Origin of the sequence: Streptomyces sp. RK62 (genome assembly GCF_018070255.1) — a bacterium.
GTDB classification, from domain to species: Bacteria; Actinomycetota; Actinomycetes; order Streptomycetales; family Streptomycetaceae; genus Streptomyces; species Streptomyces nigra.
In genome coordinates, this window is record NZ_JAGPYD010000020.1 from 49944 (window position 1) to 67932 (window position 17989).

Annotated in this window: 15 protein-coding genes; 3 read left to right on the forward strand and 12 right to left on the reverse strand. The window is 73.1% G+C overall.

Going from position 1 to position 17989, the window contains the following annotated elements; all coding sequences use genetic code 11:
- Nucleotides 1-9: 9 nt before the first annotated feature.
- Entirely contained in the window at nt 10-1284 is a 1275-nt protein-coding gene (locus KBY32_RS31325; RefSeq protein WP_055624244.1) for an ATP-binding protein, read from the reverse strand.
- Nucleotides 1285-1332: 48 nt separating this feature from the next.
- Nucleotides 1333-2010, reverse strand: coding sequence for a response regulator transcription factor (locus KBY32_RS31330; RefSeq protein ID WP_055624243.1), 678 nt, complete (start codon nt 2008-2010; stop codon nt 1333-1335).
- A 494-nt stretch (nt 2011-2504) separates the two neighbouring features.
- Here KBY32_RS31330 and KBY32_RS31335 point away from each other — a divergent pair, with 494 nt between their 5' ends.
- Nucleotides 2505-4001: an oligopeptide:H+ symporter gene (locus KBY32_RS31335; RefSeq protein ID WP_055624242.1), complete on the forward strand. Its 1497-nt coding sequence runs from the start codon at nt 2505-2507 to the stop codon at nt 3999-4001.
- A gap of 79 nt (nt 4002-4080) precedes the next feature.
- Here KBY32_RS31335 and KBY32_RS31340 read toward each other — a convergent pair whose 3' ends face one another.
- The 6 genes from KBY32_RS31340 to KBY32_RS31365 all read right to left on the reverse strand — a co-directional run bounded on the left by KBY32_RS31340 (nt 4081) and on the right by KBY32_RS31365 (nt 9464).
- Nucleotides 4081-5328 (reverse strand): hypothetical protein, encoded by a 1248-nt coding sequence (locus tag KBY32_RS31340; protein WP_210982486.1) that lies wholly within the window; start codon nt 5326-5328, stop codon nt 4081-4083.
- 62 nt (nt 5329-5390) lie between these two features.
- Nucleotides 5391-6458 (reverse strand): hypothetical protein, encoded by a 1068-nt coding sequence (locus KBY32_RS31345; RefSeq protein WP_210982461.1) that lies wholly within the window; start codon nt 6456-6458, stop codon nt 5391-5393.
- Complete coding sequence (locus KBY32_RS31350; protein WP_210982462.1) at nt 6455-7255, reverse strand: hypothetical protein; 801 nt, start codon at nt 7253-7255, stop codon at nt 6455-6457. The genes KBY32_RS31345 and KBY32_RS31350 overlap by 4 nt, the downstream gene beginning before the upstream one ends.
- Nucleotides 7256-7284: 29 nt before the next feature.
- On the reverse strand, nt 7285-7995 hold the full coding sequence (locus KBY32_RS31355; protein ID WP_210982463.1) for a peptidase: 711 nt from the start codon (nt 7993-7995) through the stop codon (nt 7285-7287).
- 255 nt (nt 7996-8250) lie between these two features.
- Complete coding sequence (locus KBY32_RS31360; protein WP_210982464.1) at nt 8251-8844, reverse strand: ATP-binding protein; 594 nt, start codon at nt 8842-8844, stop codon at nt 8251-8253.
- A gap of 233 nt (nt 8845-9077) precedes the next feature.
- Entirely contained in the window at nt 9078-9464 is a 387-nt protein-coding gene (locus tag KBY32_RS31365) for an STAS domain-containing protein (RefSeq protein ID WP_055624236.1), read from the reverse strand.
- Between the two features lie 239 nt (nt 9465-9703).
- Here KBY32_RS31365 and KBY32_RS31370 point away from each other — a divergent pair, with 239 nt between their 5' ends.
- Both KBY32_RS31370 and KBY32_RS31375 read left to right on the forward strand, forming a co-directional pair.
- Nucleotides 9704-10666: an RNA polymerase sigma factor SigF gene (locus KBY32_RS31370; RefSeq protein ID WP_210982465.1), complete on the forward strand. Its 963-nt coding sequence runs from the start codon at nt 9704-9706 to the stop codon at nt 10664-10666.
- A 230-nt stretch (nt 10667-10896) separates the two neighbouring features.
- Nucleotides 10897-12480: a ricin-type beta-trefoil lectin domain protein gene (locus tag KBY32_RS31375; RefSeq protein ID WP_210982466.1), complete on the forward strand. Its 1584-nt coding sequence runs from the start codon at nt 10897-10899 to the stop codon at nt 12478-12480.
- Here the strand turns inward: KBY32_RS31375 and hutI are convergent, their stop codons facing one another.
- Genes hutI through hutU form a run of 4 tightly spaced genes read right to left on the reverse strand, consistent with a single transcriptional unit; the run spans nt 12481 to nt 17967 of the window.
- Entirely contained in the window at nt 12481-13752 is a 1272-nt protein-coding gene (gene hutI / locus KBY32_RS31380) for an imidazolonepropionase (RefSeq protein WP_210982467.1), read from the reverse strand.
- Nucleotides 13749-15086 (reverse strand): formimidoylglutamate deiminase, encoded by a 1338-nt coding sequence (locus KBY32_RS31385; RefSeq protein WP_055624232.1) that lies wholly within the window; start codon nt 15084-15086, stop codon nt 13749-13751. The genes hutI and KBY32_RS31385 overlap by 4 nt, the downstream gene beginning before the upstream one ends.
- Complete coding sequence (locus tag KBY32_RS31390) at nt 15083-16306, reverse strand: allantoate amidohydrolase (RefSeq protein ID WP_210982468.1); 1224 nt, start codon at nt 16304-16306, stop codon at nt 15083-15085. Before KBY32_RS31390 ends, KBY32_RS31385 begins: the two co-directional genes overlap by 4 nt.
- Nucleotides 16303-17967 carry a urocanate hydratase gene (gene hutU / locus KBY32_RS31395; RefSeq protein ID WP_055624230.1) on the reverse strand — a complete coding sequence of 555 codons (1665 nt, stop codon included), beginning with the start codon at nt 17965-17967 and terminating at the stop codon, nt 16303-16305. The genes KBY32_RS31390 and hutU overlap by 4 nt, the downstream gene beginning before the upstream one ends.
- Nucleotides 17968-17989: the final 22 nt, after the last annotated feature.

Here is a 17989-nt window from a genome sequence, read left to right on the forward strand (position 1 = left end):
CGCGGCCCGCTACCGGACCGTCGTCCCCGAGTCGCCCCCGGACTTCTTCGGCGGGGCCGTGCGGGACAGGAACAGCGCGAAGACCGGCGGGTTCGTCTGCAGCATCTCCAGCCGTCCCCCGTCCGCCTCGGCGAGGTCGCGGGCGACGGCGAGACCGATGCCGGTGGAGTTGCGGCCGCTGATGGCCCGCTCGAAGATCCGGGCGCCCAGGTCGGCGGGAATGCCCGGCCCCTCGTCCGTGACCTCGATGACCGCCTGGTTGCCGGTGACACGGGTGCGCAGCGCCACCGTGCCCCCGCCGTGCATGAGCGAGTTCTCGATCAGGGCGGCCAGTACCTGCGCGACCGCGCCCGGGGTGCCGACCGCCGTGAGATGCCGCTTGCCCGAGCTGACGATGGCCCGGCCCGCGCTGCGGTACGCCGGGCGCCACTCCGCCAGCTGCTGCTGGATCACCTCGTCGAGGTCGAAGGTGACGGCGGAGCCGCTGCGGGGGTCGCGGGAGTTGGTCAGCAGCCGCTCCACCACGTCCGTCAGCCGCTCCACCTGCGTCAGCGCGATGGTCGCCTCCTCCTTCACCGTGTCCGGGTCGTCGGTGAGGGTGATCTCCTCCAGCCGCATGGACAGCGCGGTCAGCGGGGTGCGCAGCTGGTGCGAGGCGTCGGCGGCCAGGCGGCGCTCGGCCGTCAGCATCCGCGCGATGCGCTCGGCGGAGGCGTCCAGCACGTCCGCGACCCGGTCCAGCTCGGGGACGCCGTAGCGCTTGTGCCGGGGGCGCGGGTCGCCGGAGCCGAGGCGTTCCGCCGTCTCGGCGAGGTCGGTGAGCGGCGAGGCCAGCCGGTTGGCCTGGCGCACCGCGAGCAGGACGGCGGCGATCACGGCGAGCAGGGCCACCGCGGCGATGATCAGCAGGGTTCGGCCGACCTCGCGGGTCACGGAGGAGCGGGGCTCCTGGACGGTGACGGTCTCGCCCTCCTCGCCCCGCTCCCGGGCGCTGATGACGTCGCCGTCGGGCTTGTCGCCGACCTGGATCACGGGCTTGCCGGGGATGCGGATCTCGGCGTAGCGGTCGCCCTGGATCTGCTCGCGCAGCACGGAGGCGTTGACGGTCTCGTCGCCGAGCAGCCGGCTGTCGACGATGCTGGCCAGCCGTACCGCCTCGGTGTCCACCCGCTCCTGCGCGGTGCTGGTGATCGTCCGCGTCTCCACGATCACCAGCGACACACCGAACACGGCGATCACGACGAGGACGACGGCGAGGGTGGACTGGATCAGTCGGCGGCGCATGGCGTGTTACTCACCTGTCGGGCTCGGGAACCGGTACGGGCCCGTGGCTCAGCTCTTCTCGAAGCGGAAGCCCACGCCCCGCACCGTCGCGATGTAGCGCGGGTTGGCCGCGTCGTCGCCCAACTTCTTACGCAGCCAGGAGATGTGCATGTCGAGGGTCTTGGTGGAGGACCACCAGGTGGTGTCCCAGACCTCGCGCATCAGCTGGTCGCGGGTGACCACCCGGCCGGCGTCGCGCACCAGCACCCGCAGCAGGTCGAACTCCTTGGCGGTGAGCTGGAGTTCCTCGTCGCCCATCCAGGCCCGGTGGGACTCGACGTCGATCCGCACGCCGTGCGTGGCGGGCGGCTGCTGGGGTTCGGCGGAGCCGCGCCGCAGCAGGGCCCGGACGCGCGCGAGCAGCTCGGCGAGCCGGAACGGCTTGGTGACGTAGTCGTCGGCGCCCGCGTCGAGGCCCACCACGGTGTCGACCTCGTCGGCGCGCGCGGTGAGGATCAGGATGGGCACGGCGTGACCGTCGGCCCGCAGCCGGCGGGCGACCTCGAGGCCGTCCATGCCGGGGAGCCCGAGGTCCAGCACGACGAGGTCGATGCCGCCCTGCATCCCGGCGTCGAGGGCGGTGGGCCCGTCCTCACGGACCTCGACCTCGTACCCTTCCCGGCGCAGTGCGCGGGCCAGCGGCTCCGAAATGGACGCGTCGTCCTCGGCGAGCAGTACTCGGGTCATGAGCTGATGGTAGTCCGCCCACGTCGGGCGCCGGTGTGGGATCGGCCCCTTGGGTTCTTACCGTTCTCCGTCGCACTTCTTACCTTCTCGGGGGCGTGGTACAGACCACGTCTCTACGGGTGCGACCCTGGAGAGACCTTCGAAACCGCTGTCCGGTTGCAGTGAAACCTGTGATTCGCGTCTCAAGTCCTTCCATATGGGGCGGTGTCGTGACGTATGGTGAATCCACGCATTAGCACTGCGGGACCTCCGGCCACTTGACGCCGGGGGTCTCTCTTGCGTCGGGGCCGCTCAGGCCCCGCAGCAGCGATGACCTGTGGCCGGGCCCCCGAAGGCGGGGGCGTGGATCCCGGCGGTCGCCGTCTTCCGCTCCGCATCAGGGCGGACCCCCCGAGGGCGTGGGGGCGACGGTCTCGTCCGCCGGTGCCGGCCGCCCCCCACCGGGCGCGTGACCCCTCCATGTCGCATGCGCGTCCCGACAGCAAGGAACGACCATGGCGTCCAGCCTGACGAAGGACTCGGCCCCCACCGGAATCCCCGGTTCCGAGCGCTCCTTCTTCGGCCACCCCCGCGGACTGGCCACTCTCTTCATGACCGAGATGTGGGAGCGTTTCTCCTACTACGGCATGAGGGCTCTGCTCCCGCTGTACCTCGTCGCCCCCGCGGGCCTGGGCCTCAGTGCCACGACGGCCACGGCGATCTACTCGGTCTACCTCTCGCTCGTCTACCTGCTCGCCCTGCCGGGCGGCTGGTTCGCGGACCGTGTACTCGGCCCGCGCAAGACGGTGGCCGTGGCCGGTGCGGTCATCATGCTCGGCCACCTGACGCTGGCCCTCCCCTGGTCCGGCAGCTTCTTCGCCGGCCTCGGCCTGGTGGCGATCGGGTCCGGCCTGCTCAAGGCCAACATCTCGACGATGGTCGGGCACCTCTACAAGGGCCCCGAGGACCCGCGCCGCGACGGCGGCTTCACGATCTTCTACATCGGGATCAACCTCGGTGCCTTCGCCGCCCCGCTGGTCATCGGCACCATCGGTGAGAACGTCAACTGGCACCTGGGCTTCGCGCTCGCCGCGCTCGGCATGGCCCTGGGTCTGGCGCAGTTCCTGCTGGGCAGCCGTCACCTGAGCCCCCAGTCGGACGTCGTCCCCACGCCGCTGACCGCCGAGCAGAAGGCCACGACCCTGCGCAAGGCGTTCTTCTGGGCCGCCGTCGCCGCCGTGTTCTACGCGATCGTCGGGTTCTCCGGTGTCTACACGCTGAACTGGCTGCTGGTCCCGATCACCGTCGCCGGTCTGATCATCCCGGTCATGGTCATCGGCCGGATGAAGCGCGACAAGCAGCTCGACCGCGGCGAGCAGTCGAAGCTGACCGCCTACATCTGGTTCTTCGTCGCCGCCGCCGTGTTCTGGATGATCTACGACCAGGGTGGCTCCACGGTCTCCCTGTTCGCGGAGTCCTCGGCCGACAACTCGGTCTTCGGCTGGGAGTTCCCGGTCTCCTGGTACCAGTCGGTCAACCCGGTCATGATCATGGCGCTGGCCCCGGTCTTCGCCTGGGCGTGGCTCGCGCTGGCCCGCCGGGGCAAGGAGCCGAGCACCGCGACGAAGTTCGCCATGGGCCTGATCCTGGTCGGCGCGTCCTTCTTCCTCTTCCTGGCCCCGCTGTCGATCGCCGACGGCGGTCACAAGGCGGCCGCGCTGTGGCTGGCGGGCATCTACTTCGTGCAGACCGTCGGCGAGCTGATGGTCTCCCCGGTGGGCCTGTCGGTCACCACGAAGATGGCCCCGGCCAAGTACGCCTCCCAGATGATGGGTGTCTGGTTCCTCGCCGTCACCGCGGGTGACGCCACCACCGGTCTGCTCTCCATCGCGGGTGTCGACCTGAACAAGACCGGCATCGTCGCCCTGGAGGCCACGCTCGCCGTGGTCGCGGGCTTCGCGGTCTGGATGTACCGCCGCAAGGTCAAGGAGCTCATGGGCAGCGTCAACTGACGCCCGTCCCCGAGTCCGCCCGGAGGGCCACCGCGCGCATCGCGTGCGGTGGCCCTCCGGCGTTTCCGGGACGTCCGGCTCAGCGCGGGCGCCCCGGCAGGAACGTGAACACCGCGCCGCCCAGGAGCAGGGCCGTGCCCGCGACCAGGCCGAGGGCCTTGAGGGTGCCGTGGTCGTCGGCGCCGGTCGCGGCGAGTCCGCCGGCCGCCGCGGCACCGCCCGCCGCTGCGCCCGCTCCGCCCGCGGTGCCCCCGGCCGAGCCGCCGCCGGAGGCGCCGCCCTCCTGCTGCGTGGTGTCGAGGGTCAGGGAGACCTCGGACTTCTCCGGCGTGCAGGTCGTCGTCGTGCCGAGCGCCTCCACCGTCAGCACGCCCGGCGACAGCGTCGACCTCCCGCTCGCGCCCGGCCGGTACACGCCGGCCAGGTCGGGGATCTCGATCGGGTCGCCGGCCTTGATGTCCTCGGCGTTGGCGGGTCCCTCCACCCGGACCGTGCCCCGGTCGGCGCCGCCCAGGACCACCTGCATCGACGGCTTCACCGAGCCCCTGGGGATGTCGGCGGGGCTGTCCATCACCGATCCGCGGAACCGGACGGTGAGGGCGAAGCCGCCGCCGTCCCGCCTGGCGTCGATACGGACCGGCGAGGTGGCGTTCTTGTCCCCGATGGGCGTCTTGCAGGCGTAGGGGACCCGTACCTCCTTGCCGGTGACCGCGCCCGGTGTGCTTTCGCTGGGCGTCGGGGTGGGCTCGCCCGTCGGGTCGGTCGGCTCGTCCGTGGGCTCGTCGGTCGGGTCGGTCGGGTCGTCCGTGGGCTCGCCGCCGTCGGTCACGGTGATCGTCGCCGCGGGCCGTACGGCCTCCTTCGGCGCGCACGCGGTGTCCGTCGAGATCGGCTTGTTCACGTTGATGGTGTACGCGTCCGGGGTCAGCGTGACCTCGCCGGGCGACGTCAGCTTCAGCGTGCCCTTCATCGCGGACAGCTTCATCTCGCCGCCCTTGGGGATCGGCGGGTTCTCCCGGGGCCCGCGCAGGACGACGTCCGCCGTCTGCGCGCCGGCCGCCTTCAGGGTGCCCGTCGGCTGGACGGTGTCCTCGCCCAGGTCGAGGATGTCCGGGTTCTTCGACGCCGCCTTGACGAACGTCCAGACGATCTCCACCTCGTCCCCCGTTTTCGCCCGCGCGGGCGCGGTGATCGCCACGGCCGTGGTGCCCTGGACCGGCGGCAGCCCCGAGATCGGGGGCGGGACGCACTCGGTCGCGTAGGACACCTCGGCCGCCTGTGCGGGGGCGGCGGACACTCCCAGCAGCAGGCCGGCGCCGCCGAGCATCAGGGCGGCGCCCGCCGCGCCCGCTCTTCGGGGCCGGGCCGGTGTGACTCTCCTCGGCTTGCTCACGGGGGTCCCTTCCTGGTGGGAGTCGCAGGACTCGTCGGGCTGTCGTCGCGCGGTGCGGAGAGCCGCCGGCCGGCCGTGCCCGGATCGCGGTCCGGGGTGAACCACGGCAGGGCCGAGGGCGGGTGCGAGGAGTGCCGCGCCTGTGCGCGCGGCCGGAACAGTGGCAGGTGGAGGGCGAGTTGGGGCCGACGGGCGGTCCGCCGAGGCCGGACCCGGTCCACGACGGCCATCCCGGCCCGGAACAGCGCCGCCGGTACGACGATCGCGGTGAGGATCCAGAACAGGGTCACGCCCCAGGGGCGGCCCACGTCCCAGGGCTGTTCGGCCAGCACCCGGCCGCCGTACTTCAGGGAGACCGTGTAGGCGCCGTGCGCCCCGGCGGCGAGTTCCACGGGCAGTTCGATCCGGGCCTTGGCGCCGGGCCGGATCGTGCCGCGCCACCGCTGCTCCTCCCACTGCGGGGCGAACACGCCGTGGGAGGTGCCCACTTGGAAGACCGGGTCGCGCACGGGCGTGGTGCCCACGTTGCCGACGGTGAAGACCAGCGTGCGCTGCGCCGGGGCGCCGAACCAGGTCAGCAGCCCGTCCGAGCCGTCGAGACGGGTGTCGGTGAGCACCGACAGACGCCCGCCGAGCGGTTCGGCGGGCAGCGGTTCCACGGCGTGCCCGGCGACCTGGAAGACGGCGTCGGCCTCCTCCTTCGGCCCGGTCGCCGTCGCCACATGCACCACACACGGGCACGGCACCGGCGGCTCGGCCACTGGAAGCTTCCGCCGGAAGCTCCCCTCGACGTCGGTCGTGACGGCCCTGCCGTCGGCGTTGGCGCAGGAGTTGGTGCCGCCGCGCACCCCGGTCGACGGCACGGCCTGCCCGCACACGAGCAGCATCAGCAGGGTGCGTGGCCGCCACCCGCCGCCGGTGACGGTGACGGACCCGCCGGTGCCGGCCTGCGACGCGGAGAGCCGCACGGTGGGCGAGTCGGCCGCCGAAGCCGCCCCGACCATCGCCCCGAGCAGCAGCCCGAGCACCACCCCGACCGAGGCCCACCGCCCTGTGCCGCTCATCCCCTCACTCCCCTCAGCCCCGCCCGCCTGTGCCGTCGTACGACCCCCAGAGCGAGCCCCGCCGTCAGGGCCCCCGCCGTCCCCGTCACCGGGCCCCACGGCACGAACCGGGCGGACGCGCTCGCCGTGTCGGCCGTCCCGTCCTCGGCGGTCACCGTCAGGCGCACGTCGACCGCGTCGAGAGCGGGGCGGTCGGGCCACGGCTCGGTGAGGCGGGTGCGGCTCGCCGGGAGCAACGTGGTGTCGAGGGGGCGTGCGGGGCGGTCGAGGAGGGGGCCGAAGAGGCCGTCGGCGCGGATCGCCAGGTGGGGGACGAGGGGGACGGTCCCCCGGTTGACCAGGTCGTACGTGATGCCGTCGCGGTCCACCGTCACGCGCTCGACGGTCAGCGCGGTCAGTTCCGGGCCCGTGGCGCGCAGCCGGAGCGGGACGGTCCGGGTACGGCCGTCCGGGTCGCGGGCGACGACCGTGCCGGAGCGGACACCGGGGGCGGCGGACGCCGGGACGGTGACGGTGAACGGGACGTCGGCGCGGGTGCGGGCCGGGATCCGTACCGTCCGCCCGGCGAACGCGAGCGGGACTCCGTCGCCGGTCAGCCGGACGGTGAGCGGCCGGCCGCCCCGGTTGGTCACGGACACCGTGTCCTCCAGGACCGTGCCGGGCGCGCCCTCGGCGTAGAAGGAGGGCCGTCCGCCGCCGGAGGGCGCGACCGACCAGGACGCGTCGGCGGCGGCCGGCGGGGTGGCCGCCGTCAGCGCGAGCAGGGACAGGCACAGGACGCGGACGGCTGACGGCATCGGGGGCTCCGGGCCTCTCGGGCGAGCCGTCAGCGGCCGGCGGGCCGGTGCCGCCGCGTCAGCCACAGGGCGCCCGCCGCGCCCGTCAGCAGGACGGTGGCGCCGAGCGTGCCGAGGGCGATCGCCGAGTCCTCGGGGCCGGTGCGCGGCAGCCCGGTCGCGCTGTCGCCGCCGGACGCGGAGCCGCCGGAAGAGGTGCCACCGGAGGTGCCGGCCCCTCCCCCGCCGCCCGCGGCCTTCACGTCGAGCGTGAGCGAGGGTCCGGGATTGTTGGTGGGCGTGCAGGTGGTGGTCGTGCCGAGTGCCTTGATGGTGAGCACGCCCGCGGTGAACGTGACCTTGCCGCTCTTCCCCGGTGTGTAAGTACCCGTCAGGTCGTTGATCTTGATGGGGGTGTTGGCCGGGATGGCCTCCTGGTTGGCCGGGCCGGTCACCTTCAGGGTGCCGCTGTCCGCGCCGCCCACCTTGATGGTCGCGCTCGGGCTCATCGCGCCCTTGCCGAGCTCCACCGGGCTGGAGGAGACGCCCTTCTGCCACGACATGGTGATCCGGTAACCGGAGCCGCTGCGGACGCCCTTGATGTCGATGGGCGAGACGGCGCTCTTGTCGCCGATCGGCGTCTTGCAGGCGTAGTCGACGTCGACGACCTCGGCCCGGGCCGCGGGGGCGGCCAGCAGCACCGCCGAGCCGGCCAGGGCCGCGGCCGTCGCGAGCGCGGCGGTTCGCTTCTGCTTCGACACGGTCCCCTCATTCCTGACGGCGTATCAGATCGGCCGTCAAGGTACGCCCGGGGCCGTGAGGAAGGAAGACACGGCGCACACCGGAGTTGTGGCGATCCTGGGCGCGCCGGATGAAGGGAGTGACCCCGGGTAAGGCGGGGTCGGAGAAGGGGGTGCTTTCCGGAGAGGCAAACCGAGGGGCCGGAGAAGGGAGGCGAGGGCGGAGGTCGGCCGCCGTCCGCGGGAGGAACCGATTCTTCCCGCGGTCTCACAGGGCTAGGCGGGTGCGCCCAGCTCCGCCCACACGGTCTTGCCGGCCTGACCCGGCGCGCGCTGCACGCCCCAGTCCAGGCACAGCCGCTGCACGATGAACATGCCGTGTCCGCCGGGGCGGCCCGCGCGGTGCGGGGTGCGCGGGGCGGGCTGGCCGGTGCCCTTGTCGGCCACCTCGACGCGGATGACCTTGTTGTCCCAGGCGATCAGCAGCCGGTCGGGGCCCTCGGCGTGCAGGCAGGCGTTGGTGACGAGCTCGGAGACGACCAGCAGGACGTCCTCGGCGGCCGCCCGTTTGTCGGCGGAGGGGGCGGGCAGCCAGCCCCACGCGTACAGCGCCTGACGGGCGAAGTCGCGGGCGAGCGGGACGACGCCGCTCTGGTCCGCGAAGTCCAGCGTGCGGGCCTGACGCCCGCCGGACGGCTGTGCGGGCTCCACGGGCGCCAGGGGCGGCGCGATGCCCCCCGTGGGCGCCTCCGCGGCCGCCGAGTCCCCCGAGGAGCCCTCCGGCGCCGGAGCGGCGGCCCCGGACACCCCGGAAGCGCCGCTGGGCTCTGGGCCGCGGTCGCCCGGCGAGAAAGGCCGGGTGGTGCTCATCAGCGCTTCACCTCACCGATTCACCAGTTCAACGTTCAACTCTTCTTGGTCTGTACGCAGAGTCAGTACACCAGTACACGATCCTTGCCCGGTGCGCCCGGTCACCGCCCCAGCGCAGGTGGCCGACGTCACAGCCGACTGTTCCAGGATGTCTCCTGCCCGACCCGGGCGGGGGAACACCCCTTCTCTTCGGCCGAATGATGTGACGTCCGTTGCGCCGGCGACATACGGGGTCAGCCGGAGCCGGCCGACCCGTCGGCGAGGGCGTCCTCGAGGGTGTCGTGGACCGTGAAGACCGCCTCGGCGCCCGTGATCTCGAACACGCGCGCGACAACGGGCTGCATCCCGGCCAGGTGCACGCCACCGCCGGCGGCCTCCGCCTTCAGGCGCGCCCCGAGCAGGACGTTCAGACCCGTGGAGTCGCAGAACTCCAACCGGGAGCAGTCGACCACCAGCCGGCTGAAGCCCTTCGTGAGGCACTCCTCGAGTGGCTCACGCAACAAATCGGCCGTGTGGTGGTCCAACTCACCCACCGGGGTCACGACGGCACTGGAGCCCTCTTCGCGAACCTCCACCAGAAGTCGGCCAGACTGTGCGCTGCCGACCGTCCCGCGGTCCATGCCGTCTCTCACTCCCGACGTCGTGGCTGCTGACTGACGCTGTCGAACACTACGCCTTCCCTACGCCCTCCAACACCCGAACATCCACCCACAAACGGACATTTCGGAACAGAACGCACTTGCGGTGGGCTCCGGAAAGCCGATAGGGCTAGTAGAGACACGCAACCGACTCGGCCGGCTTTGGAGGCGCCGCACACCGCAGTGCACGCAAAGGCTTCGGCAGCCATATGCCGAGAACGATGGAGGACATCATGTCACCCCGGCTCGACGCATCGCATACCCATGTCGCGACGTCGGCACCCCGACCGGAACATCTGGATCCCATCGAGCGCGGCGACGTACCCGCCGAACTGGCCCCCGGCCAGGACCTCGCTCACGACCACGCCCCGGACGACGTACTCGCCGACCTCCCGGACATCCCCCCGTACGACGAGGTGGGACCCGTGGACGCGCGGGCGTTGTCGAAGACCCTCTTCGAGCGGCTGGAGTCGCTGGAGGAAGGGACCCACGACCACGCGTACGTCCGCAACACCCTGGTCGAACTGAACCTCGCCCTGGTCAAGTTCGCCGCCTCCCGCTTCCGCTCGCGCAGCGAGCCGATGGAGGACATCATCCAGGTCGGCACGATCGGCCTGATCAAGGCGATCGACCGCTTCGAGCTCAGCCGCGGCGTGGAGTTCCCCACGTTCGCGATGCCGACCATCATCGGCGAGATCAAGCGCTTCTTCCGGGACACCTCGTGGTCCGTGCGCGTCCCGCGCCGACTGCAGGAGCTCCGGCTCGACCTGGCCAAGGCCGGCGACGAACTCGCCCAGAAGCTCGACCGCGCCCCCACGGTGGCCGAGCTCGCCGAGCGTCTCGGTCTCAGCCGCGACGAGGTCGTCGAGGGCATGGCCGCGTCGAACGCCTACACCGCCTCCTCGCTGGACGCCCAGCCCGAGGAGGACGACGCCGAGGGCGCTCTGGCCGACCGGATCGGCTACGAGGACAACGGCATCGAGGGCATCGAGTACGTCGCCTCCCTGAAGCCGCTCATCGCCGAACTGCCGCCACGCGACCGGAAGATCCTGTCCCTGCGCTTCGTCGCCGGGATGACCCAGTCCGAGATCGGCGAAGAGCTCGGCATCTCCCAGATGCACGTCTCCCGTCTGCTGTCGCGCACGCTGGTGCGGCTCAGAAAGGGTCTGACGGTCGAGGAGTGACGGTCCGTCGGAGGCCGTCCTCGCGCCTCTGACGACACCGGGACTGTGCCCGGTGCCCCGCCGAAACCAGTCGGCCGGGCACCGGGCACAGTGCTGTGCGGGTCTGGGGACCGTCGGGGGTTACCGTCAGAAACCCTTTCCCCGACGCCTCCGTTCCTCCACTATGAGCCGTCGAACCCGCCGGTAGCCCGTTCACCGTGCGGGTCGTACGGCTGCGAGGAGGCGGCGTGATGGCTGGGGACGACGACACAGGCCCCGACCGTGAGGACCCCGGTCACCGGATCCACGCGGACGTCTCCGACGCCCGGCTGGCCGAGCTCCTGCGGGGTCACACGACGACGGCGTACCCCGCCCTCCAGGAGCTGCGCGCCCGCCACCACGCGCACGTCCTCAAGTACGCGCGGCTGTGCGCCCCCGACGACGCCCTGGCCCGCCAACTGGCCGCCGAGGCCGTCACGTCGGCGGCCCGGCGGACCGCGCGCGGCCTCGACCCGGGCCTGCCCTGGCGGCACCACCTCCTGCTCCTCGCCGCCAAGACGGCGAGGACCTGGGCGACGGACGAACGGGCGGCGGGCCTCGACCCCGCGCTGCTGCTCCTGCTGCGCTCGACCGGCCCCGACGGTCCCGTGCCGCCCATGCTCACCGCCTTCTCGTCGCTGCCCGACCGCACCCAGGGCCTGATCTGGTACGGGATCGTCGAGGAGGAGCCGCCCGCGCGCACGGCGGCCCTGCTCGGCCTCACGCCCGAGGACGTCACATACGGCACCGGCCCGGCGCTCCAGCAGCTCGCCCGCGCCTGTCTGCGCACCCGTCTCGCCGCGTCCGACGACCCCGACTGCCCCGACTTCGGCCGTCTCATCGAGGAGTCCGTACGGCCCGACAACCCGCGCGACAGCGCCGATCTGCAGGCGCACAGAGCGCGTTGCCCGCACTGCGCCGCCGCGCACGCCGAGCTGTCGGCGCTGCGGGACACCCCGCGCGCGGCCCTCGCGGAAGGGCTGCTGCCGTGGGGCGGGACGGCGTACACCGGTGGCGCGGCGGAAGGGCGGACGGCGTCCGTCGGGGCCCAGCGGGCACGGCCGGGGCGCGCCCGGGAGCCACGCCCGGACCGGCGTCAGGTGGTTTTGGTGTCGGCGGCACTCGGGGTGGCGCTCCTGCCGCTGGTGCTGTTCCTGGCGGCCCAGACGGGCTCGGAGGCGGGGGACCCGGCCGGCGCGGGCGTGAGCGTTCCCCCGGTGGCGGTGACGAGCGCGGTGAACGAGCCGACGACCTCCTCCACGTCGTCCCCTCCGCCGTCGAAATCGGCCTCTCCGTCTCCGTCTCCGTCGCCGTCCCCCTCGCGGAAGTCCCCGTCGCCTTCGAAGAGTTCGTCGCCCTCGAAGTCGCCGACGGCCGACGCGCGTCCGCCGTCCTCGTCGTTCGCGCAGGTCGTGAACGCCGGTTCGGGGTTGTGCCTGGACGTGGGCGGCGCGTTCTTCGACGGGACCGACGTGATCACGACCCGCTGCTCCGGGTCGCGCACCCAGCGCTGGCGCGTCGACAGGGACCGCGGTGTGCTCCAGTCCGCCGCCGACCCGGATTTCTGCCTGGACAGCCGGGGTGACACGGACCGGGGCGTCGGGATCTGGGACTGCGACTCGGTCGACGGCCGCAACGGGCGGAACCTGAGGTTCGTGGTGGACGGCGACGGCCTGATCCGCCCCGTCATCGCCTTCGGGACGGCCCTCACCCCGGACGGCGGCGTGGGCGACGGGCTGGCCCTGGAGCCCGTGGGCGGCGGCGCCGGCCAGCGGTGGCGGGCCGGGGCGGCCTGATCAGGCCACGCGCACGCCGCGCCGCCACACCTCGCTCACGAGGGGCACGCCGGGCCGGTAGGACAGGTGCACATGGCTCGGGGCGTCGAGCAGCAGCAGGTCGGCGCGGGCGCCCGGGGTGAGCCGGCCGACGTCGTCCCGGCGCAGGGCCGCCGCGCCGCCCGCGGTGGCCGACCAGACCGCCTCGTCGGGGGTCATCCCCATGTCCCGCACGGCGAGCGCCACGCAGAACGGCACCGACGAGGTGTACGACGAGCCCGGGTTGCAGTCGGTGGACAGGGCCACGGTGACCCCCGCGTCCAGCAGCCGGCGGGCGTCCGGCCACTCGGCCCGCGTGGAGAACTCGGCGCCGGGCAGCAGGGTCGCGACGGTACGGCTGTGGGCGAGCGCGTCGACGTCGGCGTCCGTGAGGTGGGTGCAGTGGTCGGCGCTGGCCGCGTCCAGCTCGACGGCCAGCTGGACGCCGGGGCCGTACGAGAGCTGGTTGGCGTGGACGCGCGGGTGCAGGCCCTTGGCCTTGCCGGCGGTGAGGATCGCGCGGGCCTGGTCGCCGTCGAAGGCGCCCTTCTCGCAGAACACGTCGATCCAGCGGGCGTACGGGGCGCAGGCGTCCAGCATCGGGCCGGTGACGAGGTCGACGTAGGCCGCCGGGTCGTCGGCGTGGTCCGGGGAGACGATGTGGGCGCCGAGGTAGGTGACCTCGTCGGTGTGGGCGGCGGCGATGCGCAGGGCGCGGGCCTCGTCCTCGACGGTCAGGCCGTAGCCGGACTTGGTCTCGAAGGTGGTGGTGCCCTGGCGCAGGGCCTCGGCGAGGTGCCGGGTGAGGTTCGCCTCCAGCTCGGCGTCGCTCGCGGCGCGGGTGGCGGTGACGGTGGTGCGGATGCCGCCCGCGCTGTAGGGCCGCCCGGACATCCGGGCGTTGAACTCCTCGGTGCGGTCGCCCGCGAAGACGAGGTGCGAGTGGGAGTCGACGAAGCCCGGGATCACCGCCCGGCCGCCGGCGTCGACCCGGTTGTCAGTGGCGGGTGCTTTCCTTTGATCACCGGTCCACACGACGCGGTCGCCCTCGATGGCGACCGCCGCGTCGTGGACCAGTCCGAGGGGGGAACCGTCACCTAGGGAGGGGTCGTTGGTGACCAGGGCGGCGATGTTGGTGATGAGCGTGCTGGCGGTGCTCGCGGAGTGGGCGGGGCTGACGGTCGTCGCGTTGCTCATGGCGTCCTCGGTTGCCTTCTCTGCGGTGGGGTGGGGGGCGGAGCGGCCCGGGGTCATCCGCGCAGGGCTCCGACGGCGTCCGCGAGGGCCCGCGGCACATCCGGTACGAGGGTGTGGGCCCCGTCCCGCACGACGTGCCGGCCGGCCACGACCGTATGCGACACGTCCGCTGCCGACGCGGCGAATACGGCCGTCTCGGCCCCGAGCCGCGGAAGCGGCCCTGCCGTCCTGACGGAGTCCAGCGCGATCGTCGTGAAGTCGGCGAGCGCACCGGGCTCCAGGGTGCCCGCGCCGTCCCAGCCGAGGGCGGCGTGGCCGTCGGCGGAGGCCGCCCGCAGCAGGGCCGCAGCCGTCCAGTGGCCCCGGGTGCGGGTGCGCAGCCGCTCGTTCAGCTCCATCGCGCGGGCCTCTTCGAGCAGGTCGATGACGGCGTGGCTGTCGGAGCCGAGACACAGCGGGGAGCCCTCGTTCTGGAGGGCGGTGGCCGGTCCGATGCCGTCGGCGAGGTCCCGTTCGGTGGTGGGGCACATACAGGTGCCGGTGCCGCTGCCGCCGATGAGCGAGATGTCCTCGGGCGTGAGGTGCGTGTTGTGCACACCGGTGGTGCGCGGACCGAGGACCCCGTGCAGGGCGAGCAGCTGGGTGGGCGTGCACCCGTGGGCCTCGCGGCAGGCGTCGTTCTCGGCGGTCTGCTCGGACAGATGCACATGGAGCGGCGCGCGCCGCTCCTCGGCCCAGTGGGCGACGGTCGACAGCTGCCCGGCGGGCACGGCCCGCACGGAGTGGACGGCCGCGCCGATCCGCGCGTGATCGTGTTCCTTGAGAAGTGAACAGCGTTCGGCCCAGGCGTCGGCGTCCCCGTCGGAGAAGCGCAGCTGGTGGGCGGTGGGCGGGCGGCCGAAGCCGGAGGAGAGGTAGGCGGTGTCGAGGAGGGTGATCCGGATGCCGGCCTCGGCGGCGGCCGCGATCAGCGCCTCGCCCATCGCGTTGGGGTCGGCGTAGGGGGTGCCGCCGGGCGCGTGGTGGACGTAGTGGAACTCGCCGACCGCGGTGACGCCGGCGAGCGCCATCTCGGCGTACACCGCGCGGGCCAGCGCGTGGTAGCTCTCCGGGGTCAGCCGCTCGGCGACCGAGTACATGACCTCGCGCCAGGTCCAGAAGGTGCCGGAGCCGACCTGGACGGTGCCGCGCAGGGCGCGGTGGAAGGCGTGGCTGTGCGCGTTGGCGAGGCCGGGCAGGGTGAGCCCGCGCAGCACCTCCGCGCCGGGCGGCGGGGCGGGGACCTCGGTACGGACGGCGGCGATGCGTCCGTCGGCCACGTCCAGCGCCACGCCCGGCTCGACCTGCGGGTCGAGCCACGCGTGCTCCAGCCAGTACGTCTTCGCTGTCACCTGCGGGCCAGCCCTTCCAGTACGTCGGCGAGTGCGAGCACCCCGGCCACGCAGTCGTCCTCGGCGGCGAACTCGGCCGGGGAGTGCGAGACGCCCGTGGGGTTGCGTACGAACAGCATGGCGGTCGGGATGCGCCCGGAGAGGATTCCGGCGTCGTGTCCGGCACCGGTTCCCAGGACGGGCACGGTGATGCCGGTGCCGGTGTCCTTGCCGAGGATGCGGGCCAGTTCGTCACGCAGGGAGTGGTCGAACTCGACGACGGGCGTGAAGGACTCGCGGACCACGTCGAGTGCGACGCCGTGCGCGTCGGCGTGGGCGCGGGCCGCCTTCTCGATGCCGCCGACGACGGTGTCGAGGCAGGCCTGGTCCTCGGCGCGGGAGTCGAGCCAGCCGCGCACCAGGGAGGGGATGGCGTTGACTCCGTTGGGCTCGACGGCGATCTTGCCGAAGGTCGCGACCGCGCCGGCGCGCTCGGCCTCGCGGCGGGCGGCGAGCACCGTCTCGGCGTAGGGCTGCATGGGGTCGCGCCGGTCGGTGAGGCGGGTGGTCCCGGCGTGGTTGGCCTCGCCCCGGAAGTCGAACCGCCAGCGACCGTGCGGCCAGATGGCGCTGGCGATGCCGACCGGGTCGCCGGTCAGGTCCAGGGCGCGGCCCTGCTCGACGTGCAGCTCCACGAAAGCGCCGATACGGGAGAGCCGTTCGGGGTCGGCGCCGAGAGAGTCGGGGTCGTATCCGGCGGCCTCCATGGCGCGGGGCAGGCTGGTGCCGTCGGCGTCGGTGAGGCGGTGCGCCTCCTCGGTGGTGAGCGCTCCGGCGGTGAGGCGGGAGCCGACGCAGGCGAGCCCGAAGCGGGCGCCCTCCTCGTCGCCGAAGTTGACGACGGCGAGCGGCTTGGCGAGGTCCGTGCCGCGGGCGCGCAGTTCGTCGAGCGCGGCGAATGACGACACCACGCCGAGCGGGCCGTCGAAGGCGCCCCCGTCCGGCACGGAGTCCAGATGCGACCCGGTGACGACGGCGTCCCCGGCGGCGGGGTCGCCCAGCCACGCCCACTGATTCCCGTTCCGGTCCACCTCGTAGGCGAGACCCCGGGTCCGCGCCTGCTCCTCGAACCAGGCCCGGCACTCGAGATCGGCCCCGGTCCAGGCGTAGCGGCGGTAGCCGCCGGAGGCGGCGCTGCGGCCGATCGGCAGCAGCTCCGCCCACATGCTGTGGAAGGTCACGCGGAGTCACCCTCACGCATCGGCACCCGCACACCCTTGGCGTCCGCGACCGACTCCGCGATGTCGTAGCCGGCGTCGACGTGCCGGATCACGCCCATCCCCGGGTCGTTCGTCAGCACCCGGCGGATCTTCTCGCCGCCCAGCTTCGTACCGTCCGCCACGGTCACCTGCCCCGCGTGGATGGAGCGGCCCATGCCGACGCCGCCGCCGTGGTGGAGGGAGACCCAGGAGGCGCCGGACGCCACGTTCACCATGGCGTTCAGCAGCGGCCAGTCGGCGATCGCGTCGGAGCCGTCGAGCATGGCCTCGGTCTCGCGGTACGGGGAGGCGACGGAGCCGCAGTCGAGGTGGTCGCGCCCGATGGCGAGCGGCGCCGCCAGCTCGCCGGAGGCCACCATGTCGTTGAACCGCTCGCCGGCCTTGTCGCGTTCGCCGTAGCCGAGCCAGCAGATGCGCGCGGGCAGGCCCTGGAAGTGGACGCGCTCGCCGGCCATCTTGATCCAGCGGGCGAGGGACTCGTTCTCCGGGAAGAGGTCGAGGATCGCCTTGTCGGTCTTGGCGATGTCGGCCGGGTCGCCGGAGAGGGCGGCCCAGCGGAAGGGGCCCTTGCCCTCGCAGAAGAGGGGGCGGATGTAGGCGGGGACGAAGCCGGGGAAGGCGAACGCCCGGTCGTACCCGGCGAGCTGGGCCTCGCCGCGGATGGAGTTGCCGTAGTCGAAGACCTCGGCCCCTGCGTCCATGAAGCCGACCATGGCCTCGACGTGCCGGGCCATCGCCTCGCGGGCCCGGGTGGTGAATCCGGCCGGGTCCTTGGCGGCGGCGTCGGCCATGTCCTCGAAGGCGATGCCGAGCGGCAGGTAGGCGAGCGGGTCGTGGGCGGAGGTCTGGTCGGTGACGATGTCGATGGGCGCGCCCATGGCGAGGAGCTGCGGGACCAGCTCGGCCGCGTTGCCGAGGACGCCGATGGACAGCGGGCGGCGGGCGTCGCGGGCCTCGGTGGCGAGCTGGAGCGCGTGGTCGAGGCTGTCGGCCTTCACGTCCAGGTACCGGTGCTCGATACGGCGCTCGATGGCGCGCGGGTCGCAGTCGATGCAGATGGCGACGCCGTCGTTCATGGTGACGGCGAGGGGCTGGGCGCCGCCCATCCCGCCGAGGCCCGCGGTGAGGGTGATCGTCCCGGCGAGGGTGCCGCCGAACTTCTTCGCGGCGACGGCGGCGAAGGTCTCGTAGGTGCCCTGGAGGATGCCCTGGGTGCCGATGTAGATCCAGGAGCCGGCGGTCATCTGGCCGTACATGGTGAGGCCGAGGGCCTCCAGCCGGCGGAACTCCTCCCAGTTGGCCCAGTCGCCGACCAGGTTGGAGTTGGCGATCAGGACGCGCGGCGCCCACTCGTGGGTCTGCATGACGCCGACGGGGCGGCCGGACTGGACCAGCATCGTCTCGTCCTGCTTGAGGGTCCTCAGCGTGCGGACCATGGCGTCGAAGGAGCGCCAGTCCCGGGCGGCCTTGCCGGTGCCGCCGTAGACGACGAGCTTGTCGGGGTGCTCGGCGACCTCGGGGTCGAGGTTGTTCTGGAGCATCCGCAGGGCGGCTTCCTGCTGCCATCCCAGGGCACTCAGTTCCGTACCGCGCGGGGCTCGGACGGTGCGGGGTCCTGACATGGTCTGCCTCCAGCGGACGACG

Excerpts from the sequence above, each read along its gene's own strand:
- KBY32_RS31325 (WP_055624244.1), bottom strand. The coding sequence starts at position 1,284 with ATGCGCCGCCGACTGATCCAGTCCACCCTCGCCGTCGTCCTCGTCGTG.
- hutI (WP_210982467.1), bottom strand. The coding sequence starts at position 13,752 with ATGACCCCGGGCCGCTCCGCCCCCCACCCCACCGCAGAGAAGGCAACC.
- KBY32_RS31350 (WP_210982462.1), bottom strand. The coding sequence starts at position 7,255 with ATGCCGTCAGCCGTCCGCGTCCTGTGCCTGTCCCTGCTCGCGCTGACG.
- KBY32_RS31375 (WP_210982466.1), top strand. The coding sequence starts at position 10,897 with ATGGCTGGGGACGACGACACAGGCCCCGACCGTGAGGACCCCGGTCAC.
- hutU (WP_055624230.1), bottom strand. The coding sequence starts at position 17,967 with ATGTCAGGACCCCGCACCGTCCGAGCCCCGCGCGGTACGGAACTGAGT.
- KBY32_RS31370 (WP_210982465.1), top strand. The coding sequence starts at position 9,704 with ATGGAGGACATCATGTCACCCCGGCTCGACGCATCGCATACCCATGTC.
- KBY32_RS31345 (WP_210982461.1), bottom strand. The coding sequence starts at position 6,458 with ATGAGCGGCACAGGGCGGTGGGCCTCGGTCGGGGTGGTGCTCGGGCTG.
- KBY32_RS31335 (WP_055624242.1), top strand. The coding sequence starts at position 2,505 with ATGGCGTCCAGCCTGACGAAGGACTCGGCCCCCACCGGAATCCCCGGT.
- KBY32_RS31360 (WP_210982464.1), bottom strand. The coding sequence starts at position 8,844 with ATGAGCACCACCCGGCCTTTCTCGCCGGGCGACCGCGGCCCAGAGCCC.
- KBY32_RS31330 (WP_055624243.1), bottom strand. The coding sequence starts at position 2,010 with ATGACCCGAGTACTGCTCGCCGAGGACGACGCGTCCATTTCGGAGCCG.
- KBY32_RS31365 (WP_055624236.1), bottom strand. The coding sequence starts at position 9,464 with ATGGACCGCGGGACGGTCGGCAGCGCACAGTCTGGCCGACTTCTGGTG.
- KBY32_RS31340 (WP_210982486.1), bottom strand. The coding sequence starts at position 5,328 with ATGCTCGGCGGCGCCGGCCTGCTGCTGGGAGTGTCCGCCGCCCCCGCA.